The organism is Burkholderia sp. Cy-637, from assembly GCF_011753175.1.
GTDB lineage: Bacteria > Pseudomonadota > Gammaproteobacteria > Burkholderiales > Burkholderiaceae > Burkholderia > Burkholderia gladioli.
Map to the genome: position 1 here is coordinate 24,842 of NZ_VWWC01000019.1, position 19,344 is coordinate 44,185.

Genomic DNA, 19,344 nt, shown 5'->3' on the forward strand with positions numbered 1-19,344 from the left:
GATGAGTCGAATTCAGCAGGCCCAGTCCGCCCGAGCGTAGTCAGGCCGCTTCAGCGTGGCAATAAAAAAATAAAGATGGGGATCGCGAAACTCGCGCCGTCGAACATGAATTCGTAATCGTGTCGAACGAGCCTGCGCGGCGAGTAAGAAATACGCCAGCGTGGCGGGCGGGATCGGTCAAAAAAGCGAGGCGGCGGGACGGGATGCGTGGATTCGTGGCAATGATGCAGGGCCGATTATTGCACGCCATGCAGGCATCGAATCACATAGTGGGAAAGTATCGGGCAGGCGCGATTACGACGCAAGCCGATCGGCGCGGGAGTCTTCCCGGCACGCGCCGGGAAGAAGCTTCGACGCGTATATCACGGAAGCGACGGGCTCGCCGGCGCGCCGGATCACGACAGGCTCTGCGTGACGGTGATCGACGAATCGCCGGGGACCGGAACGGGTTCCCGCTTCGCCTGCCGTTTCGCTTGCCGCTCCGGCACGGCCTGGTCGCCCGCCTCGGCATCCAGGTTTCGCCAATGCGTCGGCTCGTGATCGATCCAGCGCTCCGGCCAGCCTCCCGCCATCGCGCTCATCGACACGGCCAGCATCGACAGGCTTATCCACTTCGACATGCGCATGCTCGACTCCTCGGTGATTCGGTACGTCGCCCGCCATCGCGGGTCCATTCGCGCTTGCATCGCTCATTGCGCGGGCCGGGCCGCCGGATCGCGCGTATCGTGCTCGTCGAACCGCGGCGAGCTTTCGCCGCGATGGATCGTGAGGCGATGCAATTGCCGGCTTCGCGCCACCATCGACGCATCGGGCGGGAAATTCGTGCGTCGATTGGGAAGGTAGCCGTCGTGCCGGGCCTGCAGGAGTTCCTGCCGGACTTCGGCGCGAGTCTTCGCTTGGGCCATCGCCTGCCCGCCCAGGCACCGGCCGCCCAGCGCAATGCCCATGCCGAGCGAAAGGCGCAATGCGTTCTTCATTCCTCGTGTTTCCGGTTCGGTATCGATGGCTTGATTCTGGCCGCGCGCTGCTGCGCGGGCGTGATCCGAACATGAGAATTCCGTCATGTCGGCCTCGCTCCAGGCTAGGGACGCGGGAAGACACAAGGGTGGATCTTGACGTAGGCATAAGGGCTGCCGCAGCGATGCCCGGCGTAGTCCATCTGCTGGTTCGGCATCCCCTGCCGCTCGCGGTATTCACCGCCGCTTCCCTGCGCCGGCCCGCCTGCGCTCGACGTGCATCCGGCCATCGAGAGCAGGGCAATCGGGACAAGCAGGACAAGCAGAACAAGGCAGCGAAAATCGATTCGGGACATGATCCGTATCCGGGAGAGTGGCGATTCGGGTCGCGTGGATTCGCGGGCAGGCGCTCCGCCACACGGCATGAGGCTGGATTGTCGACTTCCGCTCCGGCATGGACATGAGCCCGGCATGAGATTTTCCTCATCGCCGCTTCATGACGCATTTCTCATGTTCGAATCACGATCACGCACGGCTGCCTTTCCATACTGGCCACACGACTCGCCACCCGGCGAGCCCATCCCAAGGAGCCAGTCATGAAGTCGATTCGTTATGCAGTCCTGTTCGTCACCGCCGCCATGTCGATCGGCGCGGCCAGCCAAGCCGCGCAGGCACAAGGCAAATCGCGCACGGATGTCGTCGACGAGCTGAAGGTCGCGCAACACGAGGGCGCCGTGCCGGCGGGCAAGACGCAATATCCGCCGAGCACGGACATGGTCGAGCGCAACAAGGACCTGCACGGCATGACCGTGCATCCCCGCGAATCCGATCCGAAGGTGGACGCGCACGACAAGCTCGGCTCGCGTTGAGCGCCGCCCCGCGGGGAACGCTCGCGACATCGCCCGGCCTCAGGCCGGGCGGCCCGGGCCCGAGGCGGCCTCGCCCGTCGCGCCGGGAAAACGAAGCCAGAAGGTGGTGAGCGTTCCCGGCAGGCTGTCCACGCCGCATTCGCCGCCGTGGTTGTCCATGATCGATTTCACGATCGCCAGCCCCAGCCCCGTGCCCGAGGCGGAATTCTGCCGCGAGGGATCGATGCGGTAGAAGCGCTCGAAGATCCGCGCGAGATGCCGCGGATGAATGCCCTCCCCCACGTCCGAAACCTCGATCAGCGCCGCCTCGCCTTGCTGCCGGCATTCGATCGTGATCGCGCTGCCGCGCGGCGCGTATTTCAAGGCGTTCGACAGCAGGTTGCTGAGCGCGCGCTGATACAGGCTCAGGTCCGCCTCGACGCTTGCCCGGCCCCGCACCACGATCGACACCCCCGCATCCTCCGCGAGCGCCTCGTAATAGCCGGCCACGCGTTCGGCCTCGTCCGCCGCATCGAGCCGGCGGATATCGAGCGACTGCCCGGCCTGCTCGGCGCGCGCGATGAACAGCATGTCCTCGATCATGTGCGACAGGCGCTGGTATTCGTCGATGCTCGACTCGATCACGGCCTGGTATTCGTCCGCGCTGCGCGGCTGCGAGAGCGCCACCTGCGCGGCGGCCTGCAGGTTGGTGAGGGGCGTGCGCATGTCGTGCGCCAGGTTCGACGAGAACTGGCCCAGCCGCGTGAACGACTCGTCGAGCCGCGCCAGCATGCCGTTGAAGGCATGTTCCAGTTCCCGAAGCTCGCCCGACACATGCAGCTCCTGCACGGGATGCGCGAGCCGGCTGGTCGACATCTGCTCGGCGCGCACCGCGAAGCGGCGCAGGGGGTTCAGGCCGAGGCCGGCGATGCCGTAGGCGAGCACGGCGGCCAGCACCACGCCGCAGACTTCGATCACGACGATCGTGTAGGCATGCGCGCGCAGGGTCGACAGGTCCTCGGCGCGATCGTATTGCACCACGACGCGAACCACCGGCGCGCCGGGGCCGGCCAGGCGGACCGTGGAAATCGAATAACGCAGGCTGGAGCGAGCCGGTTCGACGCTGACGGCCGCCGAGGCAGCGGCCGCGGAAAGCAGCGAGGCGTCGAAGCGCAAGCCTTTCGTGCCGACCAGCACGTTGCCGGTCGAATCGAGGATGGCCAGATCCATGTCCGAATGCCCGTGAAGCTGGTCGATCCAGAGGTCCCGGTTCAGCCGCACATCGGTGAGGGTTCCGACCTTGGCCAGGTGCTGGCGCAAGGCGGCCGTGATGCCGTCGATCTGCTCGGCGGCCGAGGATTCGATGCGGCTGCGCAGGGCCTCGTAGAGCGCGAGGCCGCTCAAGGCCAGGATCACCGAGGTCGACAGGATGATGAGGACCGTCAGGCGCCCGCGCAGGGTGTGAGGGACGACGCGCTGCATCATCGCGAAACCGGGTCGCGCACTTCGAGCACGTAACCCATGCCGCGCACGGTGTGGATCAGCTTCGGTTGGTAGGCGTCGTCGATCTTGGAGCGCAGGCGCCGGATCGCCGAATCCACCACGTTGGTATCGCTGTTGAAGTTCATGTCCCAGACCTGCGAGGCGATGGTGGCGCGCGGCAGGATCTCTCCCTCGCGTCGCATCAGCAGCCACAACAGCGCGAACTCCTTGGCGGTGAGCAGGATCGTATCCGCGTGTCGCGTCGCCTTCCGGCGCGTCAGGTCGAGTTCGAGATCGGCGACCTTCAGGGTATTGGTTTCGCGCGCCTGGCCGCGTCGCAGGATCGACTTGATGCGCGCGGTCAGCTCGACGAAATCGAAGGGCTTCGCCAGGTAGTCGTCGGCGCCGAGCTCGAGCCCCTTCACGCGGTCCCCCACGTCGTCGCGCGCGGTGAGAAACAGCACCGGGGTCGACTTGCTGCGCCGCAGGTTCTGCAGCAGGGTCCAGCCGTCCTGCCCGGGCAGCATCACGTCGAGCACCAGCAGGTCGTAATCCTCGGTTTCGGCCTGGTGCTGGCCGGTGGTTCCGTCCTGCACCCAGTCGACCACGTAGCCCGCCTCCGTCAGCCCCTTGCGCAGATAGGCGCCGGTCTTGGGCTCGTCCTCGACGATGAGAATACGCATGATTCCTTTCCTTGCAAGGTTCGGGTGGAGACGCGCCGGCCAGCGTCGGCGCAGTCGATCCGGCCCGGATGATCGCGCCCGGCGCGATCGGGATTGCGCCAAGCATCGCACGAGAAACGCCCCCTGGCGGCAAGATGACGGAATTCTCATGTTTCGCGCATGTTTGCGCTGCAACAGGCATCTAGCATGGTGGCCAAGCTACTCGATGCCTCTTTCACTCATGCGTCTCGAACCCCTGGCCATCCTGGCCGTCGGCCTGCTGCTTCCCAATCTCGCCGGCGCGCAGCAGAACGACACGGCACCGCCGCTGTCGCTGGGCGAGGCATTGCGCATCGCCAACGCGAACAGCCCGCTGCTGACCAGCGCCCGCGCATCGGCCAATGCCGCCGCCGGTGCCCAGTTGCAGGCCGGCATGCGCCCCAATCCCGACCTGTCGTTCCTGCAGGAAAGCTTCAAGCGCTATGACCGCACCAGCACCGCGATGATCAGCCAGCGCATCGAGACGGCCGGCAAGCGCGGCTATCGCGTTGACGTCGCCGCCTACGGCCGCGAGGCTTCGCTGGCGGCGATGGACGCCCAGTCCGCCGCCGTGCGCGGCAGCGTCGTCCAGGCATTCTACGGACTCCTGTCCGCCCAGCGCACGCTCGCCGTCAGCGAGGAATCGGCCGCGATCGCCGAGCGCTCGACCGAGCTGGTCGCCAAGCGCGTCAGTGCGGGCAAGGTGTCGCCGGTCGAGGAGACCAAGGCGCGCGTCGCGCTGGTGGCCACCCAGATCGCGCTCACACGCGCCGCGGCGGACCTGAGCGCCGCGCGCGCGCGGCTTGCCGGCGCGCTGGGCGGCGGCTGGCCGGGCGGCAGCGCCAGCGAGGACGGCTTCGAAAGCCTGCCGGAGATGCCCGCGCTGCCGGCGCTCGACGCCCGCCTGGAGGACGCGCCGCTCACGCGCGAGGCGATGGCCCGGGTCAGGCAATCGAATGCCCGCATCTCGCTGGAGCGCGCGCGGCGCATTCCCGACCTCACGATCAGCGCCGGCTACAAGCGCGTGACGACAGGCGGCATCGCCGACAACCAGGCGGTGGTCGGCATCTCGATCCCGCTGCCGATCTTCGACACCAATCGCGGCGCCATCGACGAAGCCACCCACTCGTCGGAACAGGCCAGCGCCGATCTCGACGGCACGCGCCTCGCGCAGCGGCAGGCGCTGGCGCAACGCTACGCGGACTATCGCAGCTCGGCGCTGGAGGCCGAGCGCCTGAAGCGCGACGTGCTGCCGGCGGCCCGCTCGGCGCTGGAGGCCATGTCGCGCGGTTATGCGCTCGGCAAGTTCCAGTTCCTGGACGTGCTGGACGCGCAACGCACGCTGTTCGACAACCAGACCCGCTACATCCGCGCGCTGACCGACGCGCATCTCGCCGATGCGGATCTCGGCCGCCTGCTCGGCACCCCGCTCGACGCCGCGGCCCCGACCGTCCAACCCTGAGGAACCCCCTTATGCCGAGCCAACCGAAGCGCGTCGCCCTGGCGATCGCGCTGGCCTGCGGGCTTGCCGTCGCCGCGGCGCTTGCCTTCGCCGCGCTGCGCACCACCGCGAGCACGCCAGCCGATGCCGCCACGTCGGCGCCCGCCGCGGTACGCGGCGGCACCGTGCTGACCGACGGCGCCTACGCGCTGGAAATCGTGCAGGGCGAGCGCGACGGCCAGGCCACGCTGGCCGTCTATCCCTCGCTGCGAGGCAAGCCGGTCAAGCCCGCCGGCAACACGCTCACGGCCACCATCGAGCGCTACGACGGCACGCGCGGCCCGTTGGCACTGCTGCCCGGCGCGGACGGCTACCGCAGCGCCGCCGCGATCCCGAAACCGCATGTCTTCGAGGTGAAGCTCAACTGGCAGGCCGAAGGCGCGACGCGGACCTTCGACTATCGCCAGAACCAGCACGCCGTGCCCCTGGACGACCAGCAACTGGCCGAGGCGAGGATCGGCGTCGATCCGGCCGGGCCGGCGGCGATCGCCGATTCGTTCCAGCTTCCCGGCGAGATCCGCTTCAACGCCGATCGCACCGCGCAGATCGTGCCGCGCGTGGCCGGCGTGGTGGAGAAGGTGGCCGTGTCGCTCGGCCAGCAGGTGAAACGCGGCGAGCTGCTCGCCGTGCTGGCCAGCCCGGAGCTGTCCGACCGGCGCAGCGAGCTGCTGACCGCGCAGCGCAGGCTGGTCGGCGCGCGCCAGGTGTACGAGCGCGAGCGCAGGCTGTGGCAGGAGCGCATCTCCGCGGAACAGGATTACCAGGCCGCCCAGGTGCAACTGCGCGAGGCGGAAATCGCCGTGCAGAACGCGCGGCAGAAGCTGTCCGCCATCGACGCGTCCGCCGGCGGCACGCTCAATCGCTACGAACTGCGCGCGCCGTTCGACGGCTCGATCGTCGAGAAGCGCGTCACGCCGGGCGAGGCCGTGGCGGCCGACACGAGCATCTTCGTGCTGTCCGACCTGTCGAGCGTGTGGGCCGAAATGGCCGTGCCCGCCCAGCGCCTCAAGGAGGTGTATGTCGGCAAGCAGGCCAGCGTGTCCGCGACGGCATTCGACTCGCAGGCGCGCGGACAGGTCGCCTATGTCGGCGCCCTGCTCGGCGCCCAGACCCGCACGGCACCCGCGCGCATCGTGCTGCCCAATCCGGGCGGCACCTGGCGGCCGGGCATGTTCGTCAACGTCACGGTCGATACCAGCGCGCACACCGTGCCGCTCGCGGTCAGGACCGACGCGCTGCAGACCGTCGACGGCGCGCCGGCGGTGTTCGTGGCATCGAAATGGGGGTTCGTCGCGCAGCCCCTCAAGACCGGCATTCGCGATGCCCGGTTCACCGAGGTGCTGGACGGGCTGAAGCCCGGCCAGCGATACGCGGCGAGCAACAGCTTCGTGCTCAAGTCGCAGCTGGAAAACAGCGCGGCCGACAGCGATTGATCCCATCCGTGCCCGCCCGCCGCTCAATCTGGACTCCTCCATGTTCGATCGCCTGATCCACTCCTCCATTGCCCATCGCTGGCTCGTCCTGCTCGCGATCCTCGCGCTGGCCGCGCTCGGCATCTACAGCTACCAGCGGCTGCCGATCGATGCCGTGCCCGACATCACCAACGTGCAGGTGCAGATCAACACGCCCGCGCCGGGCTACTCGCCGCTCGAGGTCGAGCAGCGCGTCACCTATCCGCTCGAGACCGCGATGGCGGGCCTGCCGCACCTGGAGCAGACGCGCTCGACCTCGCGCTACGGCATCTCGCAGATCACGGTGATCTTCAAGGACGGCACCGACATCTACTTCGCGCGCCAGCTCGTCAACGAGCGCCTGCAGCAGGCCAGGGACCGGCTGCCCGAAGGCGTGGCGCCGATCATGGGGCCGACCTCGACCGGGCTCGGCGAGATCTACATGTGGACGGTCGAGGCCGATGCCGGCGCGCGCAAGCCCGACGGCGGCGCCTACACGCCGACCGACCTGCGCGAGCTGCAGGACTGGGTGATCCGCACGCAATTGCGCAACGTGCCGGGCGTGACCGAGGTGAACTCGATCGGCGGCTACGTGAAGGAGTATCAGATCGCGCCCGATCCGGCCAAGCTGATGTCCTACGGGCTGTCGCTGGCGGACGTGGTGCGCGCGGTGCAGTCGAACAACGACAACGTCGGCGCGGGCTACATCGAGAAGCGCGGCGAGCAGTACCTGGTGCGCGTGCCGGGGCAGGCGCGCTCGCTCGACGACCTGGCCAACATCGTGCTCGCCAACGCGGGCGGCGTGCCGGTGCGCATGCAGGACATCGGCCAGGTGCAGATCGGCCGCGAGCTGCGCACCGGCGCGGCCACCGAGAACGGCCGCGAGGTGGTGCTGGGTACCGTCTTCATGCTGATCGGCGAGAACAGCCGCACGGTGGCCGAGGCGGTGGCCGCCAGGATGAAGGACGTCAACCGCTCGCTGCCGCCGGGCGTGCGCGCGGTGCCGGTCTACGATCGAACCGTGCTGGTCGAGAAGGCCATCGCGACGGTCAAGAAGAACCTGCTGGAAGGCGCGCTGTTCGTCATCGCGATCCTGTTCCTGTTCCTCGGCAACCTGCGCGCGGCCCTGATCACCGCGCTGGTGATCCCGCTGGCGATGCTGATGACCTTCACCGGCATGGTGAACCTGAAGGTCAGCGCCAACCTGATGAGCCTGGGCGCGCTCGATTTCGGCATCATCATCGACGGCGCGGTGGTGATCGTCGAGAACTGCGTGCGGCGCCTGGCGCATGCGCAGGCGGCGGCGGGCCGCCCGCTCACGCGCGAGGAACGCCATGCCGAGGTCTACCAGGCGTCCCAGGAAGCGCGGCGCGCGCTGATCTTCGGGCAGGTGATCATCATGGTGGTGTATTTGCCGATCCTGGCGCTCTCGGGCGTGGAGGGCAAGATGTTCCATCCGATGGCGATCACGGTGGTGCTCGCGCTCGCCGCGGCGATGGTCCTCACCGTCACCTTCATCCCCGCCGCGGTGGCGCTGTTCATCGGCGAGAAGGTCGAGGAGAAGGAGAACCGCCTGATGTCGTGGGCGCGCTCGCTCTACGCGGTGCTGCTCGATCGCTGCCTGCGCCGCCCCGGCCCCGTGCTGGCCGGCGCCACGCTGGCGGTGGCGGCCACCCTGCTGATCGCCACCCGGCTCGGCAGCGAATTCATCCCCAGCCTCAACGAAGGCGATTTCTCGATCTCCGCGCTGCGCATCCCGGGCACCAGCCTCACGCAATCGCTCGAGATGCAGCGGCAGATCGAGGCCACGCTCAAGGCGCGAGTCCCCGAGATCGAGCGCGTGTTCGCGCGCACCGGCACGGCCGAGGTGGCCACCGACCTGATGCCGCCGAACCAGTCCGATGCCTACATCATGCTGAAGCCGGCCAGGGACTGGCCCGAGCCGAGCAAGCCGCGCGAGCAGTTGCGCGACGAGATCGAGGCGGTGCTCGCCGCGATACCGGGCAGCGTCTACGAGTTCTCGCAGCCGATCCAGTTGCGCTTCAACGAACTGATCTCCGGCGTGCGCAGCGACGTGGCGGTCAAGCTGTTCGGCGACGACATGGGCACGCTCGAGGCCACCGCCAAGCGGATCGCCGACGCGCTGCAGCAGGTGCCGGGCGCGATCGAGGTCAAGGTCGAGCAGACCGCCGGCCTGCCCGTGCTGAGCATCGATCCCGACCGCGAGAAGCTGGCCCGCTACGGCATCAATATCGCCGACGTGCAGGCCCCGGTGGCCGCGGCGCTCGGCGGGAAGACCGCCAGCACACTGTTCCAGGGCGATCGCCGCTTCGACATCGTGGTGCGCCTGCCCGAGACGCTGCGCTCGGACATCGACGCGATCCGGCGCCTGCCGATCGCGCTGCCCGTCACGGCGGCTCCAGGTGCCCCCGCCGCCGCGGCAACGCCTTCGCCGGCTGCCAGCGGCGTGAACCCGGCGGGCGCCGCCTTCGTGCCGCTTTCCGAGCTGGCGAACATCGAGCTGGCGCCGGGGCCGAACCAGATCAGCCGCGAGGACGGCAAGCGCCGCATCGTGGTCAGCGCGAACGTGCGCGGGCGCGACGTCGGCTCCTTCGTCGCCGATGCGCAGGCGAAACTGCAGGCCGAGGTCGCCATCCCGCCCGGCTACTGGCTCACCTGGGGCGGCCAGTTCGAGCAGTTGCAGAGCGCGACGGCACGCCTGAAGCTGGTCGTGCCGCTGGCGCTGCTGCTGGTGTTCGTGCTGCTGTTCATGATGTTCAACAATGCCAAGGACGGCCTGCTGGTGTTCACCGGCATCCCGTTCGCGCTGTCGGGCGGCATCCTGTTCCTGTGGCTGCGCGGCATTCCGCTGTCGATCTCGGCGGCGGTGGGCTTCATCGCGCTGTCCGGCGTGGCGGTGCTCAACGGGCTGGTGATGATCTCCTTCATCCGCAACCTGCGCGAGGCCGGCAGCCCGCTGGCCGAGGCGGTGCGCGAGGGCGCGCTGACCCGGCTGCGCCCGGTGCTGATGACGGCGCTGGTCGCCTCGCTCGGCTTCGTGCCGATGGCGATCGCCACCGGCACCGGCGCCGAGGTCCAGCGCCCGCTGGCGACAGTGGTGATCGGCGGCATCCTGTCCTCGACGATGCTGACCCTGCTGGTGCTGCCGGTGCTTTACCGGCTCGTCTACAGCGGGTCGGCGCGCACGGCCCAGGCAGACCGGGCAAGCACCGCGAGCCGGCTGCTCGACCGGCTGCTCGACCGGCTGCACTACCGGCGCGGGCCGGGCTGATCTTCGCCGTCCCTCCCCGAACCCCAAACCTCCGACGATTGCCGGCGCGAAAACCGCGCCGGCATCGCCGCGTCATGGCGCCCTTTATTACCGCATCGTTATTAACCCGCCTTCCCACAAGGTTAATTCTATATATCGCGATATTCCGATATATGCTTCGTCCGACGACGTTACAATCGGGTCCCGCCGTTCCACCGATTCATCACCCATGACGCTCGACATCGACGCGATTCACAAGGCCCTGGCCAACCCTGTCCGGCGCGAGATCCTCGCCTGGCTCAAGGAGCCCGAGCACCACTTTCCGGACCAGGCCCTGCATGCCTCGTTCCAGGAAGGCGTGTGCGCCGGCCAGATCGACTCGCGTTGCGGCCTGTCGCAGTCGACCGTGTCGGCCCACCTCGCCACCCTGCAGCGCGCGGGGCTGGTGCAGAGCTCCCGGGTCGGCCAGTGGGTGTTCTTTCGGCGCAACGAAACGGTGATCCGGGCCTTCGTCGATCAATTGCAAACCAGCCTGTAGCGTCGATATCGCCGCCGCGAGGCTTGCCGGGTTCGTGCCCGGCCCAACTCATTCGATAAGGAGTCCCTGCCATGCCAACCCTGTTCGATCCGCTGGTCGTCGGCGACCTGACGCTGCCGAACCGTATCGTGATGGCCCCGCTCACGCGTGCCCGCTCGGGCGACGAGCGCGTGCCGAACGCGCTGATGGCGCGCTACTACGCCGAGCGCGCCTCCGCCGGCCTGATCCTGACCGAGGCCACCTCGGTCACGCCGCAGGGCGTGGGTTACGCCAAGACGCCGGGCATCTGGTCCGACGAGCAGGTCGAGGGCTGGAAGCTGGTGACCCAGGCCGTGCACGAGGCGGGCGGCAAGATCTTCATGCAGCTCTGGCACGTGGGCCGCATCTCGGACCCGATCTTCCTGGACGGCCAGCTGCCGGTGGCGCCGAGCGCGATCGCGGCCGGCGGCCACGTCAGCCTGGTGCGCCCGGAGCGCGCCTTCGTGACGCCGCGCGCGCTCGAACTCGACGAGATCCCGGGCATCATCGCGGCCTATCGCAAGGGCGCCGAGAACGCCAAGCTGGCCGGCTTCGACGGCGTGGAAATCCACGGCGCGAACGGCTACCTGCCCGACCAGTTCCTGCAGGACAGCACCAACCATCGCACCGACGCCTACGGCGGTTCGATCGAGAACCGCGCGCGCTTCCTGCTCGAGGCGGTGGATGCGGCCATCGAGGTATGGGGCGCCGAGCGCGTCGGCGTGCACCTGGCACCGCGCGGCGATGCGCACACGATGGGCGATTCGAACCCGGCGGCCACCTTCGGCTACGTCGCGCGCGAACTCGGCCGCCGCAAGATCGCCTTCATCTTCGCGCGCGAAAGCGAAGGCGATAACCGCCTCGGCCCGCAACTGAAGGCAGCCTTCGGCGGCCCCTACATCGCCAACGAAGCGTTCACGCTCGACAGCGCGCAAGCCGTGCTGGCCAAGGGCGAGGCCGATGCGGTGGCGTGGGGCAAGCTGTTCATCGCCAATCCGGACCTGCCGCGCCGCTTCCAGCTCAACAGCGAGCTGAACGCGCCGGTGCCGTCGACCTTCTACGCCGAGGGCGAGACGGGCTACACCGACTATCCGTCGCTCGAAAACGTCGCCTGACGACCGGGCGGGCGCTTGCCCGTCCTCGCGGCCGCCGCTCACGCCCGATGCGTGAGCGGCGGCCGTTTTGCTTTCGGGCGCCCGAAAACGGGATCGGATCGATTCGCGACAACACGTGCCGAGGAAGTGGCCGCCCTATTTATACCCGGATGATATTGACGATCGATTTACATCCGGGTATAAATTCGCTCCTTGTCCACAACGGCCCCCTTGCCTGCCCCGAATCATGTCTTCCGCCATCGACCTCAATGCCGGCGCGCTCGCCCCGGTAGCCCGCGAATCCGACCTGGGCGCCTTGCCCGTGAGCGGCACCTTGCCGCCGGAGCTGGACGGCTGGCTGGTGCGCAATGGCCCGAATCCCGTGACTGGCCGCTTCGCCGGCCAGGACCTGCTGTCCTGGTGGCCCGAGGCCGCGATGCTGCATGCGGTCGGCTTCGCCGACGGCCGCGCGAGCGGCTATCGCAACCGCTGGCTGCGCACGCGCCGCTGGGCCGAGCACCACGCGCCCGAACAGTTCGAGGCGATGCCGGACACCAATCCCAACATCAACGTGATCCGCCATGGCGGCAGCACGCTGGCGCTGGCCGAGGGCGGCATGCCGCTGGAAATCTCGCCCGGCCTCGACACGCTCGGCCCGGCACACCACCTGCCCGCCTTCGCGCAGGGCATGGGCGGACATCCGAAGGTCGATCCGGAAACGGCTGAGCTGGTCGGGTTTCGCGCGCACTGGATGCAGCCCTACCTGCGCTACATGGTGGCCGCGCCCGACGGCACCACGCGCGTGGACCTGCCGATCGAGCTGCCGCGCCCGTCGATGATCCACGACCTCGCGATCACGGCCAGCCACAGCCTGCTGCCGGACCTGAACGTGATCTACGATTTCTCGATGCTCAAGCGCGGCCATCGCATGCCGCTGCGCTGGGAGGCGGACCGGCCGGCGCGCATCGGCGTGCTGCCGCGCCATGCCGGCAACGCCGATGCCCTGCGCTGGTTCGAGATCGCCCCCTGCTTCATCCAGCACGTGATCAACGCCTGGGATGCGGATGCCTCGACCATCGTGCTCGACGTGATCCGCTATCCCTGGTTCCTGCGCCTGTCGCCGGACGGCCAGGCCTTCGAGCCGAACCCGGTCGGCACGCCGTGGCGCTACCGCTTCGATCTCGAGGCCGGCACGGTCGAGGAAGGAGCGCTGTCGGACCTGGCGCTGGAGCTGCCGCGCATCGACGAGCGCCGCACCGGCCGCGCCTATCGCTATTGCTACGCGGTCGAGCAGCCGGGCCTGGACGAGATGCGCGGCATCGTTCGCCTCGATGTCCTCACAGGCGAGGTGATGCGCCACGCGGTGCCGCCCGGCGACCAGAACAGCGAACCGGTGTTCGTGCCGCGCGCGGCATCGAGCGAGGACGACGACGGCTGGGTGCTCGCCTGCGTGTACCGCGCGGCCACCGACACCAGCGACGTGGTGGTGCTCGACGCGCGCCGGCTCGATGCCGAACCGGTGGCGACCGTGCATCTGCCGGTGCGGATCCCGGCGGGCTTTCACGGTGCCTGGCTGCCGCGCGACTGAAGCCGCGGCACCGCGCAAGCAAAAAAGGCACGTCGGGCGGCGTGCTTGCACACACCGCCCGACGTGCCTGTCAGCCGGCCATCAACCGGCCATCAGCCGGCGGGGGTTCAGTCCCGATTCGCCTGCAGCACCGTGAGGGCCGTCATGTTGACGATACGGCGCACGGTCGAGCTGGAGGTCAGCACGTTGACCGGCGCGTTGACGCCGAGCAGGAACGGCCCGACCGCCACGTTGCTGCCCGCGCTGGTCTTCAGCAGGTTGTAGGCGATGTTGCCGGCGTCCACGTTCGGGCAGACCAGCAGGTTGGCCTCGCCCTTGAGCCGCGAATGCGGCAGGATGCGCTGGCGCAGCGCCTCGTCGAGCGCGCAGTCGCCGTGCATCTCGCCCTCGATCTCGAGATCGGGCGCGCGCTCGCGCACCAGCTCCAGCACCTCGCGCATCTTCGCCCCCGAGGCCGAGCTGCCCGAGCCGAAGTTCGAGCGCGACAGCAGCGCCACCTTCGGCTGCAGGTTCAGCCAGGCCATCTGCGAGGCGGCCGAGACCGTGAATTCGGCGATCTGCTCGGCGTTCGGGTTGTCGTTGACGTGGGTGTCGACCAGGGCCACCGTGCGCTTGTCGAGCAGCAGGATGTTCATCGCCGCGTAGGTGCGCGCGCCGCGCTGCTTGCCGATCGCCTCGTCGACGAAGCGCAGGTGGTCGTGATAGGCGCCCACCGTGCCGCAGATCATCCCGTCCGCATCGCCGAGCCGCACCATCATCGCGCCGATCAGGGTCAGGCGGCGGCGCATCTCGACGCGCGCCATCTCCTTGGTGATGCCGTCGCGGCAGCGCAGCTCCCAGTAGGTGGTCCAGTATTGATGGAAGCGCTCGTCGTACTCGGGGTTGGTGACTTCCACGTCCTCGCCCAGGCGCAGGCGCAGGCCGAACTTCTCGATGCGCGCGAGCAGCACCTCGGGGCGGCCGATCAGGATCGGCCGCGCCAGCTTCTCGTCGACGATCACCTGCACGGCGCGCAGCACGCGCTCCTCCTCGCCTTCCGCGAACACGATGCGGGTCTTCGCGCCATCGCGCACGAACTGCTTGGCCGCCGCGAACAGCGGCTTCATGAAGGCGCCCGAGTGATAGACGAACTGCTGGAGCTGGTCGGTGTAGGCCGCGAAATCGGTGATCGGGCGCGTGGCCACGCCGTCCTCGATGGCAGCGCGGGCCACCGCCGGCGCGATGCGCAGGATCAGGCGCGAGTCGAAGGGCTTGGGAATCAGGTACTTCGGCCCGAACGACAGGTCGTAGGCGCCGTAGGCGGCCGCCACCGCGTCGTTCGCCTCTTCCTGGGCGAGGCCGGCGATCGCGTGCACCGCCGCGATCTCCATGCGCCGCGTGATGGTGGTGGCGCCCACGTCGAGCGCGCCGCGGAAGATATACGGGAAGCACAGCACGTTGTTGACCTGGTTCGGGAAGTCCGAACGGCCGGTGGCGATCACCACGTCCTCGCGCGTGGCGTGGGCGAGCTCGGGGAAGATTTCCGGCGTCGGGTTCGCGAGCGCCAGGATCAGCGGGCTGGCGGCCATCTTCTTGAGCATCGCGGCGCTCAGCACGCCGCCGGCCGACAGGCCGAGGAACACGTCGGCGCCCTCGATCACCTCGTCGAGCGTGCGCGCCGAGGTGTCCTGCGCGAAGCGCGCCTTGTCCGGGTCCATCAGCGTGGTGCGGCCCTGGTAGACCACGCCCTCGATGTCGGTGGCCCAGACGTTCTCGATCGGCAGGCCCAGGTCGACCATCAGGTCCAGGCAGGCCAGCGCCGCGGCGCCCGCGCCGGAGGTGACCACCTTGACCTGCTTGATGTCCTTGCCGACCACCTTCAGGCCGTTGATGAAGGCCGCGCTCACCGTGATCGCGGTGCCGTGCTGGTCGTCGTGGAAGACCGGGATCTTCATGCGCTCGCGCAGCTTGCGCTCGACCGTGAAGCACTCGGGCGCCTTGATGTCCTCGAGATTGATACCGCCGAAGGTGGCCTCCAGGCTGGCGATGATGTCGACCAGCTTGTCCGGGTCGGATTCGGTGATCTCGATGTCGAACACGTCGATCCCGGCGAACTTCTTGAACAGCACCGCCTTGCCTTCCATCACCGGCTTGGAGGCCAGCGCGCCGATGTTGCCCAGGCCGAGCACCGCGCTGCCGTTGGTGATCACGCCCACCAGGTTGCCGCGGCTGGTGTAGTTGAAGGCGTTGGCGGGATCGGCGGCGATCTCCTCGCAGGCCGCCGCCACGCCCGGCGTGTAGGCCAGCGCCAGGTCGCGCTGCGTGACCAGCGGCTTGCTCGCGGTCACGGAAATCTTCCCCGGGGTCGGGAACTGGTGGTATTCCAGGGCGGCCTGGCGGTCGGTCTTGTTCATCGTCTCCACTCGCTGTGTTGGCGCCGGGCCTGTCCCGGCGGCTTGGGCATATCGAGGAAGCGATTCTAGGCAGCCGCAATCGGCGCCCTATTTTGAATTAGTATGGGCGCATCACGTTTTCATAATGACCAGGAAGCCGGCACCGTGGCCTTCGATACGGAAGAGGTGATCCGGCGGCTCAGCAGCCGCCTGAAGATCCGCCATCTGATCCTGCTGCTGCAGATCCGCCAGCACGGCTCGCTCACGCGCGTGGCCGAGCAGATGGCCAGCAGCCAGCCGGCCGTCACCAATGCGCTGGCCGAGCTGGAGGGCATGTTCGGCGGGCCGCTGTTCGAGCGCAGTTCGCGCGGCATGACGCCCACCGCGCTCGGCAAGGTGGTGCTGGCGCGCGCCCAGGCCATGCTGCACGACCTCGACCACCTGACGCGCGATATCGAGGCGGTGGTGGCCGGGCATGCCACCCGCATCCATATCGGCGTGATTCCCTTCATCTCGGGCAGGACCCTGGCCGCGGCGATCCGCCAGACCCAGGCCGAGGTGCCGCAGCGCCTGACCATGACGATCCACGAAGGCACCAGCGAGCAGTTGATCGCGCAGTTGCGCGAGCACCAGCTCGACGTGGTGATCGCGCGCGCCACCTCCACCGTGGATCTGTCCGAGCTGCATTTCGAGGTGGTCCACCAGCAGAAGCCGCGCCTGATCGCCAGCCGCCGGCTGGCCGCCCGGCTCGCGCGCAACAAGCTCAACTGGCAGAAGCTGGTGGAGCTGGACTGGATCCTCGGCGCGCCGCACACGCCGATCCGCGAGCAGATCTCCGACCTGTTCCTGCGCGCCGGCGTGGCGCCGCCGGTGCCGATCGTCGAAAGCTATTCGTCACGCCTGATCGGCGAGATCCTCGCCTCCAACGAGAACGCCGTCTCGATCGTGCCGGCCGATATCGCCGAGGAACTGGTGCATATCGCCGGCGTGGCGATCGTCCCCTACACGCTCGACTGGACCCTGCCGCCGGTCGCGATCCTCACGCGCGACGGCGCACCGCGCGAGGTGGACACGCTGCTCGCCCGCGCCCTGCGCGCGCTCTACCAGGAGCCCGAGGCCGGCAAGCCGGCGGCGGCCGAGGCGCTGGCGCGCCGCGAGGACGACTGAAGCCGCGACCGCCGCGCGCTTCAATTATTTACAAGCGGCGCGCGCGATCCGGGCTTAAGCTGGGTTTCCCAATCCCGACCACAGGAACCCGGCATGAGCTCGTATGCCACCGGCGACAGCCCCAAGCACCCCGCCGCCACGCGCGGCCAATCCGTCACGATCCCGCTGCTCGACAAGGCCGGCCGCGTCGACGGCCACTGGCAGCCGCGCGTGATCGCGGAAATGAACGACTACCAGTTCAAGGTGGCGAAGCTGTTCGGCGACTTCGTCTGGCACAGCCACGCCGATACCGACGAGACCTTCCTGGTGCTGGACGGCGAGCTGCGCATCGCCCTGCGCGACGGCGAGATCGTGCTGCGCGCCGGCGAGATGGCGGTGGTGCCGCGCGGCGTCGAGCACAAGCCGTATGCGGCCGCCGAGGTGCGGGTGCTGCTGATCGAGCCGCGCGGCGTGGTCAATACCGGCGACGGCGACAAGCTCGAGCGCACCGCGCCGAACGACGTCTGGATCTGAGCACGCTCCGGGCACGCGGCGGCGCCCCAAGTAAAACGGGCTGCCCGCAGGCAGCCCGTCGATGATCGCGATGCGCGCCTCACGGCGCGCGATGCTTATTTGGCCCTTATTTGGCTTTTTCGGCCGTGTTCGAGATGGCATTGCCGCCACTCGAAATATCCTGGCCGGCGCCGGCGATCGTGTTGCAGCCGGCGAGCGCGGCGGTCAGGATCAGCAGAACTGCAGCAATCGAACGAGTCATCGTGATTCTCCTTGGAAGTCGAGCCCGAGCGTAGCGGGCACATCACACCTTGTCGAACGGCCGCCACCCCTGACGGGGCGGGGACTGGTCCCGATTATACAAATGCCGCGAAACGCCGCCAGCAAATGATTGGCGGGCGTGGCGGCCGAGGCACAGCGCATGCTAGCCCGGAACCGCTCCGCCATGGTGCTTGACTTTGATGAACGGCGCACTATTATACGCATCGCGTATATTTTGAGATCGAGCCCGCCATGACCGTTCCCCAGCAAGCCTTTCTGCGCGACGCCATGCGCCGCCTCAACATGACCCGCGAAGCCTTCGCGAACCGCATCGGCGTGAGCCGCCGGGCGCTGGATACCTGGCTGCTGCCCGACGATTCGCAGGAATCGCGCTCGATGCCGGAGATCGTCGAGCGCTATGTGAGCGAGATCGTCGAACGGGCCGGGGATGAAGCCAACCATACGCAGAGCGTAGATAAGAACTCGCTGAGCAGCCAGATCCTGTTCGAGGGCCGCCCGCAGTTGCTGTCGGTCGACCAGTTCTCGCGCGATTCGGTCGAGGCGCTGTTCCGGGTGGCCGACGTGATGCAGCCGATCGCGCGCCGCCGCAAGATCTCGCGGGTGCTGGAGGGCGCCGTGCTCGGCAACCTGTTCTTCGAGGCCAGCACGCGCACGCGCGTGTCGTTCGGCGCGGCCTTCTGCCGGCTCGGCGGCTCGGTCTGCGACACCACCGGCTTCACCTTCTCCTCGATGGCCAAGGGCGAATCGATCCACGACACCAGCCGCGTGATGGCCGGCTACGTGGACGCGCTGGTGATCCGCCATCCCGAGCAGGGCTCGGTGGCCGAGTTCGCGCGCGCCATCAACCTGCCGGTGATCAACGGCGGCGACGGCCCCGGCGAGCATCCCAGCCAGGCCCTGCTCGACCTCTACACGATCCAGCGCGAGTTCTCGCGGCTAGGCAAGATCGTCGACGGCTCGCACATCGCCTTCGTCGGCGATCTCAAGTACGGCCGCACGGTGCATTCGCTGGTCAAGCTGCTGGCGCTCTATCGCGGCATTCGCTTCACCCTGGTGGCGCCGCCCACGCTGGAGATGCCGCGCTACATCGTCGAGCAGATCTCGCGCAACGGCCATGTGATCGAGGAAACCTCCGAGCTCGCCAAGGGGCTGGCCGGCGCCGACGTGGTGTATGCCACGCGGATCCAGAAGGAGCGCTTCACCGACGAATCCTTCGAGGGCTACACGCCCGACTTCCAGATCAACCAGGCGCTGATGGATACCGTCTGCGGGCGCGACACGCTGATCATGCACCCGCTGCCGCGCGACAGCCGGCCCGGCGCGAACGACCTGTCGATCGACCTGAACCGCGATCCGCGGCTGGCGATCTTCCGCCAGACCGACAACGGGATCCCGGTGCGCATGGCGATCTTCGCGGTGCTGCTCGGCGTCGATCACCTGGTGCAGCACTCGATGCGCGACGCGACCTGGCGGCCGCCGGTCTATCTCGGGCCGGAGGATGCGGTGTTCCACGGGATCGATTGAGGGGAAATGGTGGGCGGCGCCTCGGGCGAGGCGCCGGCTTGCGACCCGGGCCGACGGCA

Annotated in this window: 17 protein-coding genes; 10 read left to right on the top strand and 7 right to left on the bottom strand. The window is 68.4% G+C overall.

Features of this window, described 5'->3' with window-relative positions; translation table 11 throughout:
* Positions 1 to 395: 395 nt before the first annotated feature.
* The 3 genes from F3J10_RS08270 to F3J10_RS08280 all read right to left on the bottom strand — a co-directional run bounded on the left by F3J10_RS08270 (position 396) and on the right by F3J10_RS08280 (position 1,312).
* On the bottom strand, positions 396 to 626 hold the full coding sequence (locus tag F3J10_RS08270; RefSeq protein ID WP_167241855.1) for a hypothetical protein: 231 nt from the start codon (positions 624 to 626) through the stop codon (positions 396 to 398).
* A gap of 63 nt (positions 627 to 689) precedes the next feature.
* The gene (locus F3J10_RS08275; RefSeq protein ID WP_167241856.1) at positions 690 to 1,064 is read right to left on the bottom strand and encodes a DUF4148 domain-containing protein; all 375 of its coding nucleotides are present in this window, start codon (positions 1,062 to 1,064) and stop codon (positions 690 to 692) included.
* 17 nt (positions 1,065 to 1,081) lie between these two features.
* On the bottom strand, positions 1,082 to 1,312 hold the full coding sequence (locus tag F3J10_RS08280; protein WP_167241852.1) for a hypothetical protein: 231 nt from the start codon (positions 1,310 to 1,312) through the stop codon (positions 1,082 to 1,084).
* Between the two features lie 240 nt (positions 1,313 to 1,552).
* On the opposite strand from F3J10_RS08280, the gene F3J10_RS08285 reads away from it, so the two are divergent.
* The gene (locus F3J10_RS08285; RefSeq protein WP_025100856.1) at positions 1,553 to 1,825 is read left to right on the top strand and encodes a DUF4148 domain-containing protein; all 273 of its coding nucleotides are present in this window, start codon (positions 1,553 to 1,555) and stop codon (positions 1,823 to 1,825) included.
* 39 nt (positions 1,826 to 1,864) lie between these two features.
* On the opposite strand, the gene F3J10_RS08290 is transcribed toward F3J10_RS08285, so the two are convergent.
* Together F3J10_RS08290 and irlR are read right to left on the bottom strand one after the other, a co-directional pair.
* Positions 1,865 to 3,289 carry a heavy metal sensor histidine kinase gene (locus F3J10_RS08290; protein WP_025100855.1) on the bottom strand — a complete coding sequence of 475 codons (1,425 nt, stop codon included), beginning with the start codon at positions 3,287 to 3,289 and terminating at the stop codon, positions 1,865 to 1,867.
* Complete coding sequence (gene irlR, locus F3J10_RS08295) at positions 3,286 to 3,969, bottom strand: heavy metal response regulator transcription factor IrlR (RefSeq protein WP_025100854.1); 684 nt, start codon at positions 3,967 to 3,969, stop codon at positions 3,286 to 3,288. Before irlR ends, F3J10_RS08290 begins: the two co-directional genes overlap by 4 nt.
* A gap of 220 nt (positions 3,970 to 4,189) precedes the next feature.
* Between irlR and F3J10_RS08300 the strand changes: the two genes are divergently transcribed.
* From F3J10_RS08300 to F3J10_RS08325, 6 genes are all read left to right on the top strand, one after another.
* Positions 4,190 to 5,449 (top strand): TolC family protein, encoded by a 1,260-nt coding sequence (locus F3J10_RS08300; RefSeq protein WP_167241857.1) that lies wholly within the window; start codon positions 4,190 to 4,192, stop codon positions 5,447 to 5,449.
* An 11-nt stretch (positions 5,450 to 5,460) separates the two neighbouring features.
* Complete coding sequence (locus tag F3J10_RS08305) at positions 5,461 to 6,921, top strand: efflux RND transporter periplasmic adaptor subunit (protein ID WP_167241858.1); 1,461 nt, start codon at positions 5,461 to 5,463, stop codon at positions 6,919 to 6,921.
* A gap of 40 nt (positions 6,922 to 6,961) precedes the next feature.
* Positions 6,962 to 10,231, top strand: coding sequence for a CusA/CzcA family heavy metal efflux RND transporter (locus F3J10_RS08310; RefSeq protein WP_167241859.1), 3,270 nt, complete (start codon positions 6,962 to 6,964; stop codon positions 10,229 to 10,231).
* A gap of 208 nt (positions 10,232 to 10,439) precedes the next feature.
* Positions 10,440 to 10,748, top strand: a complete 309-nt coding sequence (locus F3J10_RS08315) for a helix-turn-helix transcriptional regulator (protein ID WP_017919460.1) — start codon at positions 10,440 to 10,442, stop codon at positions 10,746 to 10,748.
* A 71-nt stretch (positions 10,749 to 10,819) separates the two neighbouring features.
* The gene (locus F3J10_RS08320) at positions 10,820 to 11,881 is read left to right on the top strand and encodes an alkene reductase (protein WP_025100850.1); all 1,062 of its coding nucleotides are present in this window, start codon (positions 10,820 to 10,822) and stop codon (positions 11,879 to 11,881) included.
* A gap of 226 nt (positions 11,882 to 12,107) precedes the next feature.
* A complete protein-coding gene (locus F3J10_RS08325; protein WP_167241860.1) occupies positions 12,108 to 13,448 on the top strand; it encodes a carotenoid oxygenase family protein in 1,341 nt (446 codons plus the stop codon).
* Between the two features lie 107 nt (positions 13,449 to 13,555).
* On the opposite strand, the gene F3J10_RS08330 is transcribed toward F3J10_RS08325, so the two are convergent.
* A complete protein-coding gene (locus tag F3J10_RS08330; protein WP_166913017.1) occupies positions 13,556 to 15,841 on the bottom strand; it encodes an NADP-dependent malic enzyme in 2,286 nt (761 codons plus the stop codon).
* A 144-nt stretch (positions 15,842 to 15,985) separates the two neighbouring features.
* Here F3J10_RS08330 and F3J10_RS08335 point away from each other — a divergent pair, with 144 nt between their 5' ends.
* Both F3J10_RS08335 and F3J10_RS08340 read left to right on the top strand, forming a co-directional pair.
* A complete protein-coding gene (locus F3J10_RS08335) occupies positions 15,986 to 16,987 on the top strand; it encodes a LysR substrate-binding domain-containing protein (RefSeq protein WP_025100847.1) in 1,002 nt (333 codons plus the stop codon).
* Positions 16,988 to 17,080: 93 nt separating this feature from the next.
* Positions 17,081 to 17,500 carry a cupin domain-containing protein gene (locus F3J10_RS08340; RefSeq protein ID WP_025100846.1) on the top strand — a complete coding sequence of 140 codons (420 nt, stop codon included), beginning with the start codon at positions 17,081 to 17,083 and terminating at the stop codon, positions 17,498 to 17,500.
* A 106-nt stretch (positions 17,501 to 17,606) separates the two neighbouring features.
* Here F3J10_RS08340 and F3J10_RS08345 read toward each other — a convergent pair whose 3' ends face one another.
* A complete protein-coding gene (locus F3J10_RS08345; RefSeq protein ID WP_025100845.1) occupies positions 17,607 to 17,741 on the bottom strand; it encodes an entericidin A/B family lipoprotein in 135 nt (44 codons plus the stop codon).
* A gap of 251 nt (positions 17,742 to 17,992) precedes the next feature.
* Here F3J10_RS08345 and F3J10_RS08350 point away from each other — a divergent pair, with 251 nt between their 5' ends.
* Positions 17,993 to 19,285 (top strand): aspartate carbamoyltransferase, encoded by a 1,293-nt coding sequence (locus F3J10_RS08350; protein WP_098182729.1) that lies wholly within the window; start codon positions 17,993 to 17,995, stop codon positions 19,283 to 19,285.
* Positions 19,286 to 19,344: the final 59 nt, after the last annotated feature.

What these genes read in the sequence shown, in the direction of transcription:
- F3J10_RS08270 (WP_167241855.1), bottom strand. Translation starts at nt 626, where the DNA reads ATGCGCATGTCGAAGTGGATAAGCCTGTCGATGCTGGCCGTGTCGATG.
- F3J10_RS08275 (WP_167241856.1), bottom strand. Translation starts at nt 1,064, where the DNA reads ATGACGGAATTCTCATGTTCGGATCACGCCCGCGCAGCAGCGCGCGGC.
- F3J10_RS08280 (WP_167241852.1), bottom strand. Translation starts at nt 1,312, where the DNA reads ATGTCCCGAATCGATTTTCGCTGCCTTGTTCTGCTTGTCCTGCTTGTC.
- F3J10_RS08285 (WP_025100856.1), top strand. Translation starts at nt 1,553, where the DNA reads ATGAAGTCGATTCGTTATGCAGTCCTGTTCGTCACCGCCGCCATGTCG.
- F3J10_RS08290 (WP_025100855.1), bottom strand. Translation starts at nt 3,289, where the DNA reads ATGATGCAGCGCGTCGTCCCTCACACCCTGCGCGGGCGCCTGACGGTC.
- irlR (WP_025100854.1), bottom strand. Translation starts at nt 3,969, where the DNA reads ATGCGTATTCTCATCGTCGAGGACGAGCCCAAGACCGGCGCCTATCTG.
- F3J10_RS08300 (WP_167241857.1), top strand. Translation starts at nt 4,190, where the DNA reads ATGCGTCTCGAACCCCTGGCCATCCTGGCCGTCGGCCTGCTGCTTCCC.
- F3J10_RS08305 (WP_167241858.1), top strand. Translation starts at nt 5,461, where the DNA reads ATGCCGAGCCAACCGAAGCGCGTCGCCCTGGCGATCGCGCTGGCCTGC.
- F3J10_RS08310 (WP_167241859.1), top strand. Translation starts at nt 6,962, where the DNA reads ATGTTCGATCGCCTGATCCACTCCTCCATTGCCCATCGCTGGCTCGTC.
- F3J10_RS08315 (WP_017919460.1), top strand. Translation starts at nt 10,440, where the DNA reads ATGACGCTCGACATCGACGCGATTCACAAGGCCCTGGCCAACCCTGTC.
- F3J10_RS08320 (WP_025100850.1), top strand. Translation starts at nt 10,820, where the DNA reads ATGCCAACCCTGTTCGATCCGCTGGTCGTCGGCGACCTGACGCTGCCG.
- F3J10_RS08325 (WP_167241860.1), top strand. Translation starts at nt 12,108, where the DNA reads ATGTCTTCCGCCATCGACCTCAATGCCGGCGCGCTCGCCCCGGTAGCC.
- F3J10_RS08330 (WP_166913017.1), bottom strand. Translation starts at nt 15,841, where the DNA reads ATGAACAAGACCGACCGCCAGGCCGCCCTGGAATACCACCAGTTCCCG.
- F3J10_RS08340 (WP_025100846.1), top strand. Translation starts at nt 17,081, where the DNA reads ATGAGCTCGTATGCCACCGGCGACAGCCCCAAGCACCCCGCCGCCACG.
- F3J10_RS08345 (WP_025100845.1), bottom strand. Translation starts at nt 17,741, where the DNA reads ATGACTCGTTCGATTGCTGCAGTTCTGCTGATCCTGACCGCCGCGCTC.
- F3J10_RS08350 (WP_098182729.1), top strand. Translation starts at nt 17,993, where the DNA reads ATGACCGTTCCCCAGCAAGCCTTTCTGCGCGACGCCATGCGCCGCCTC.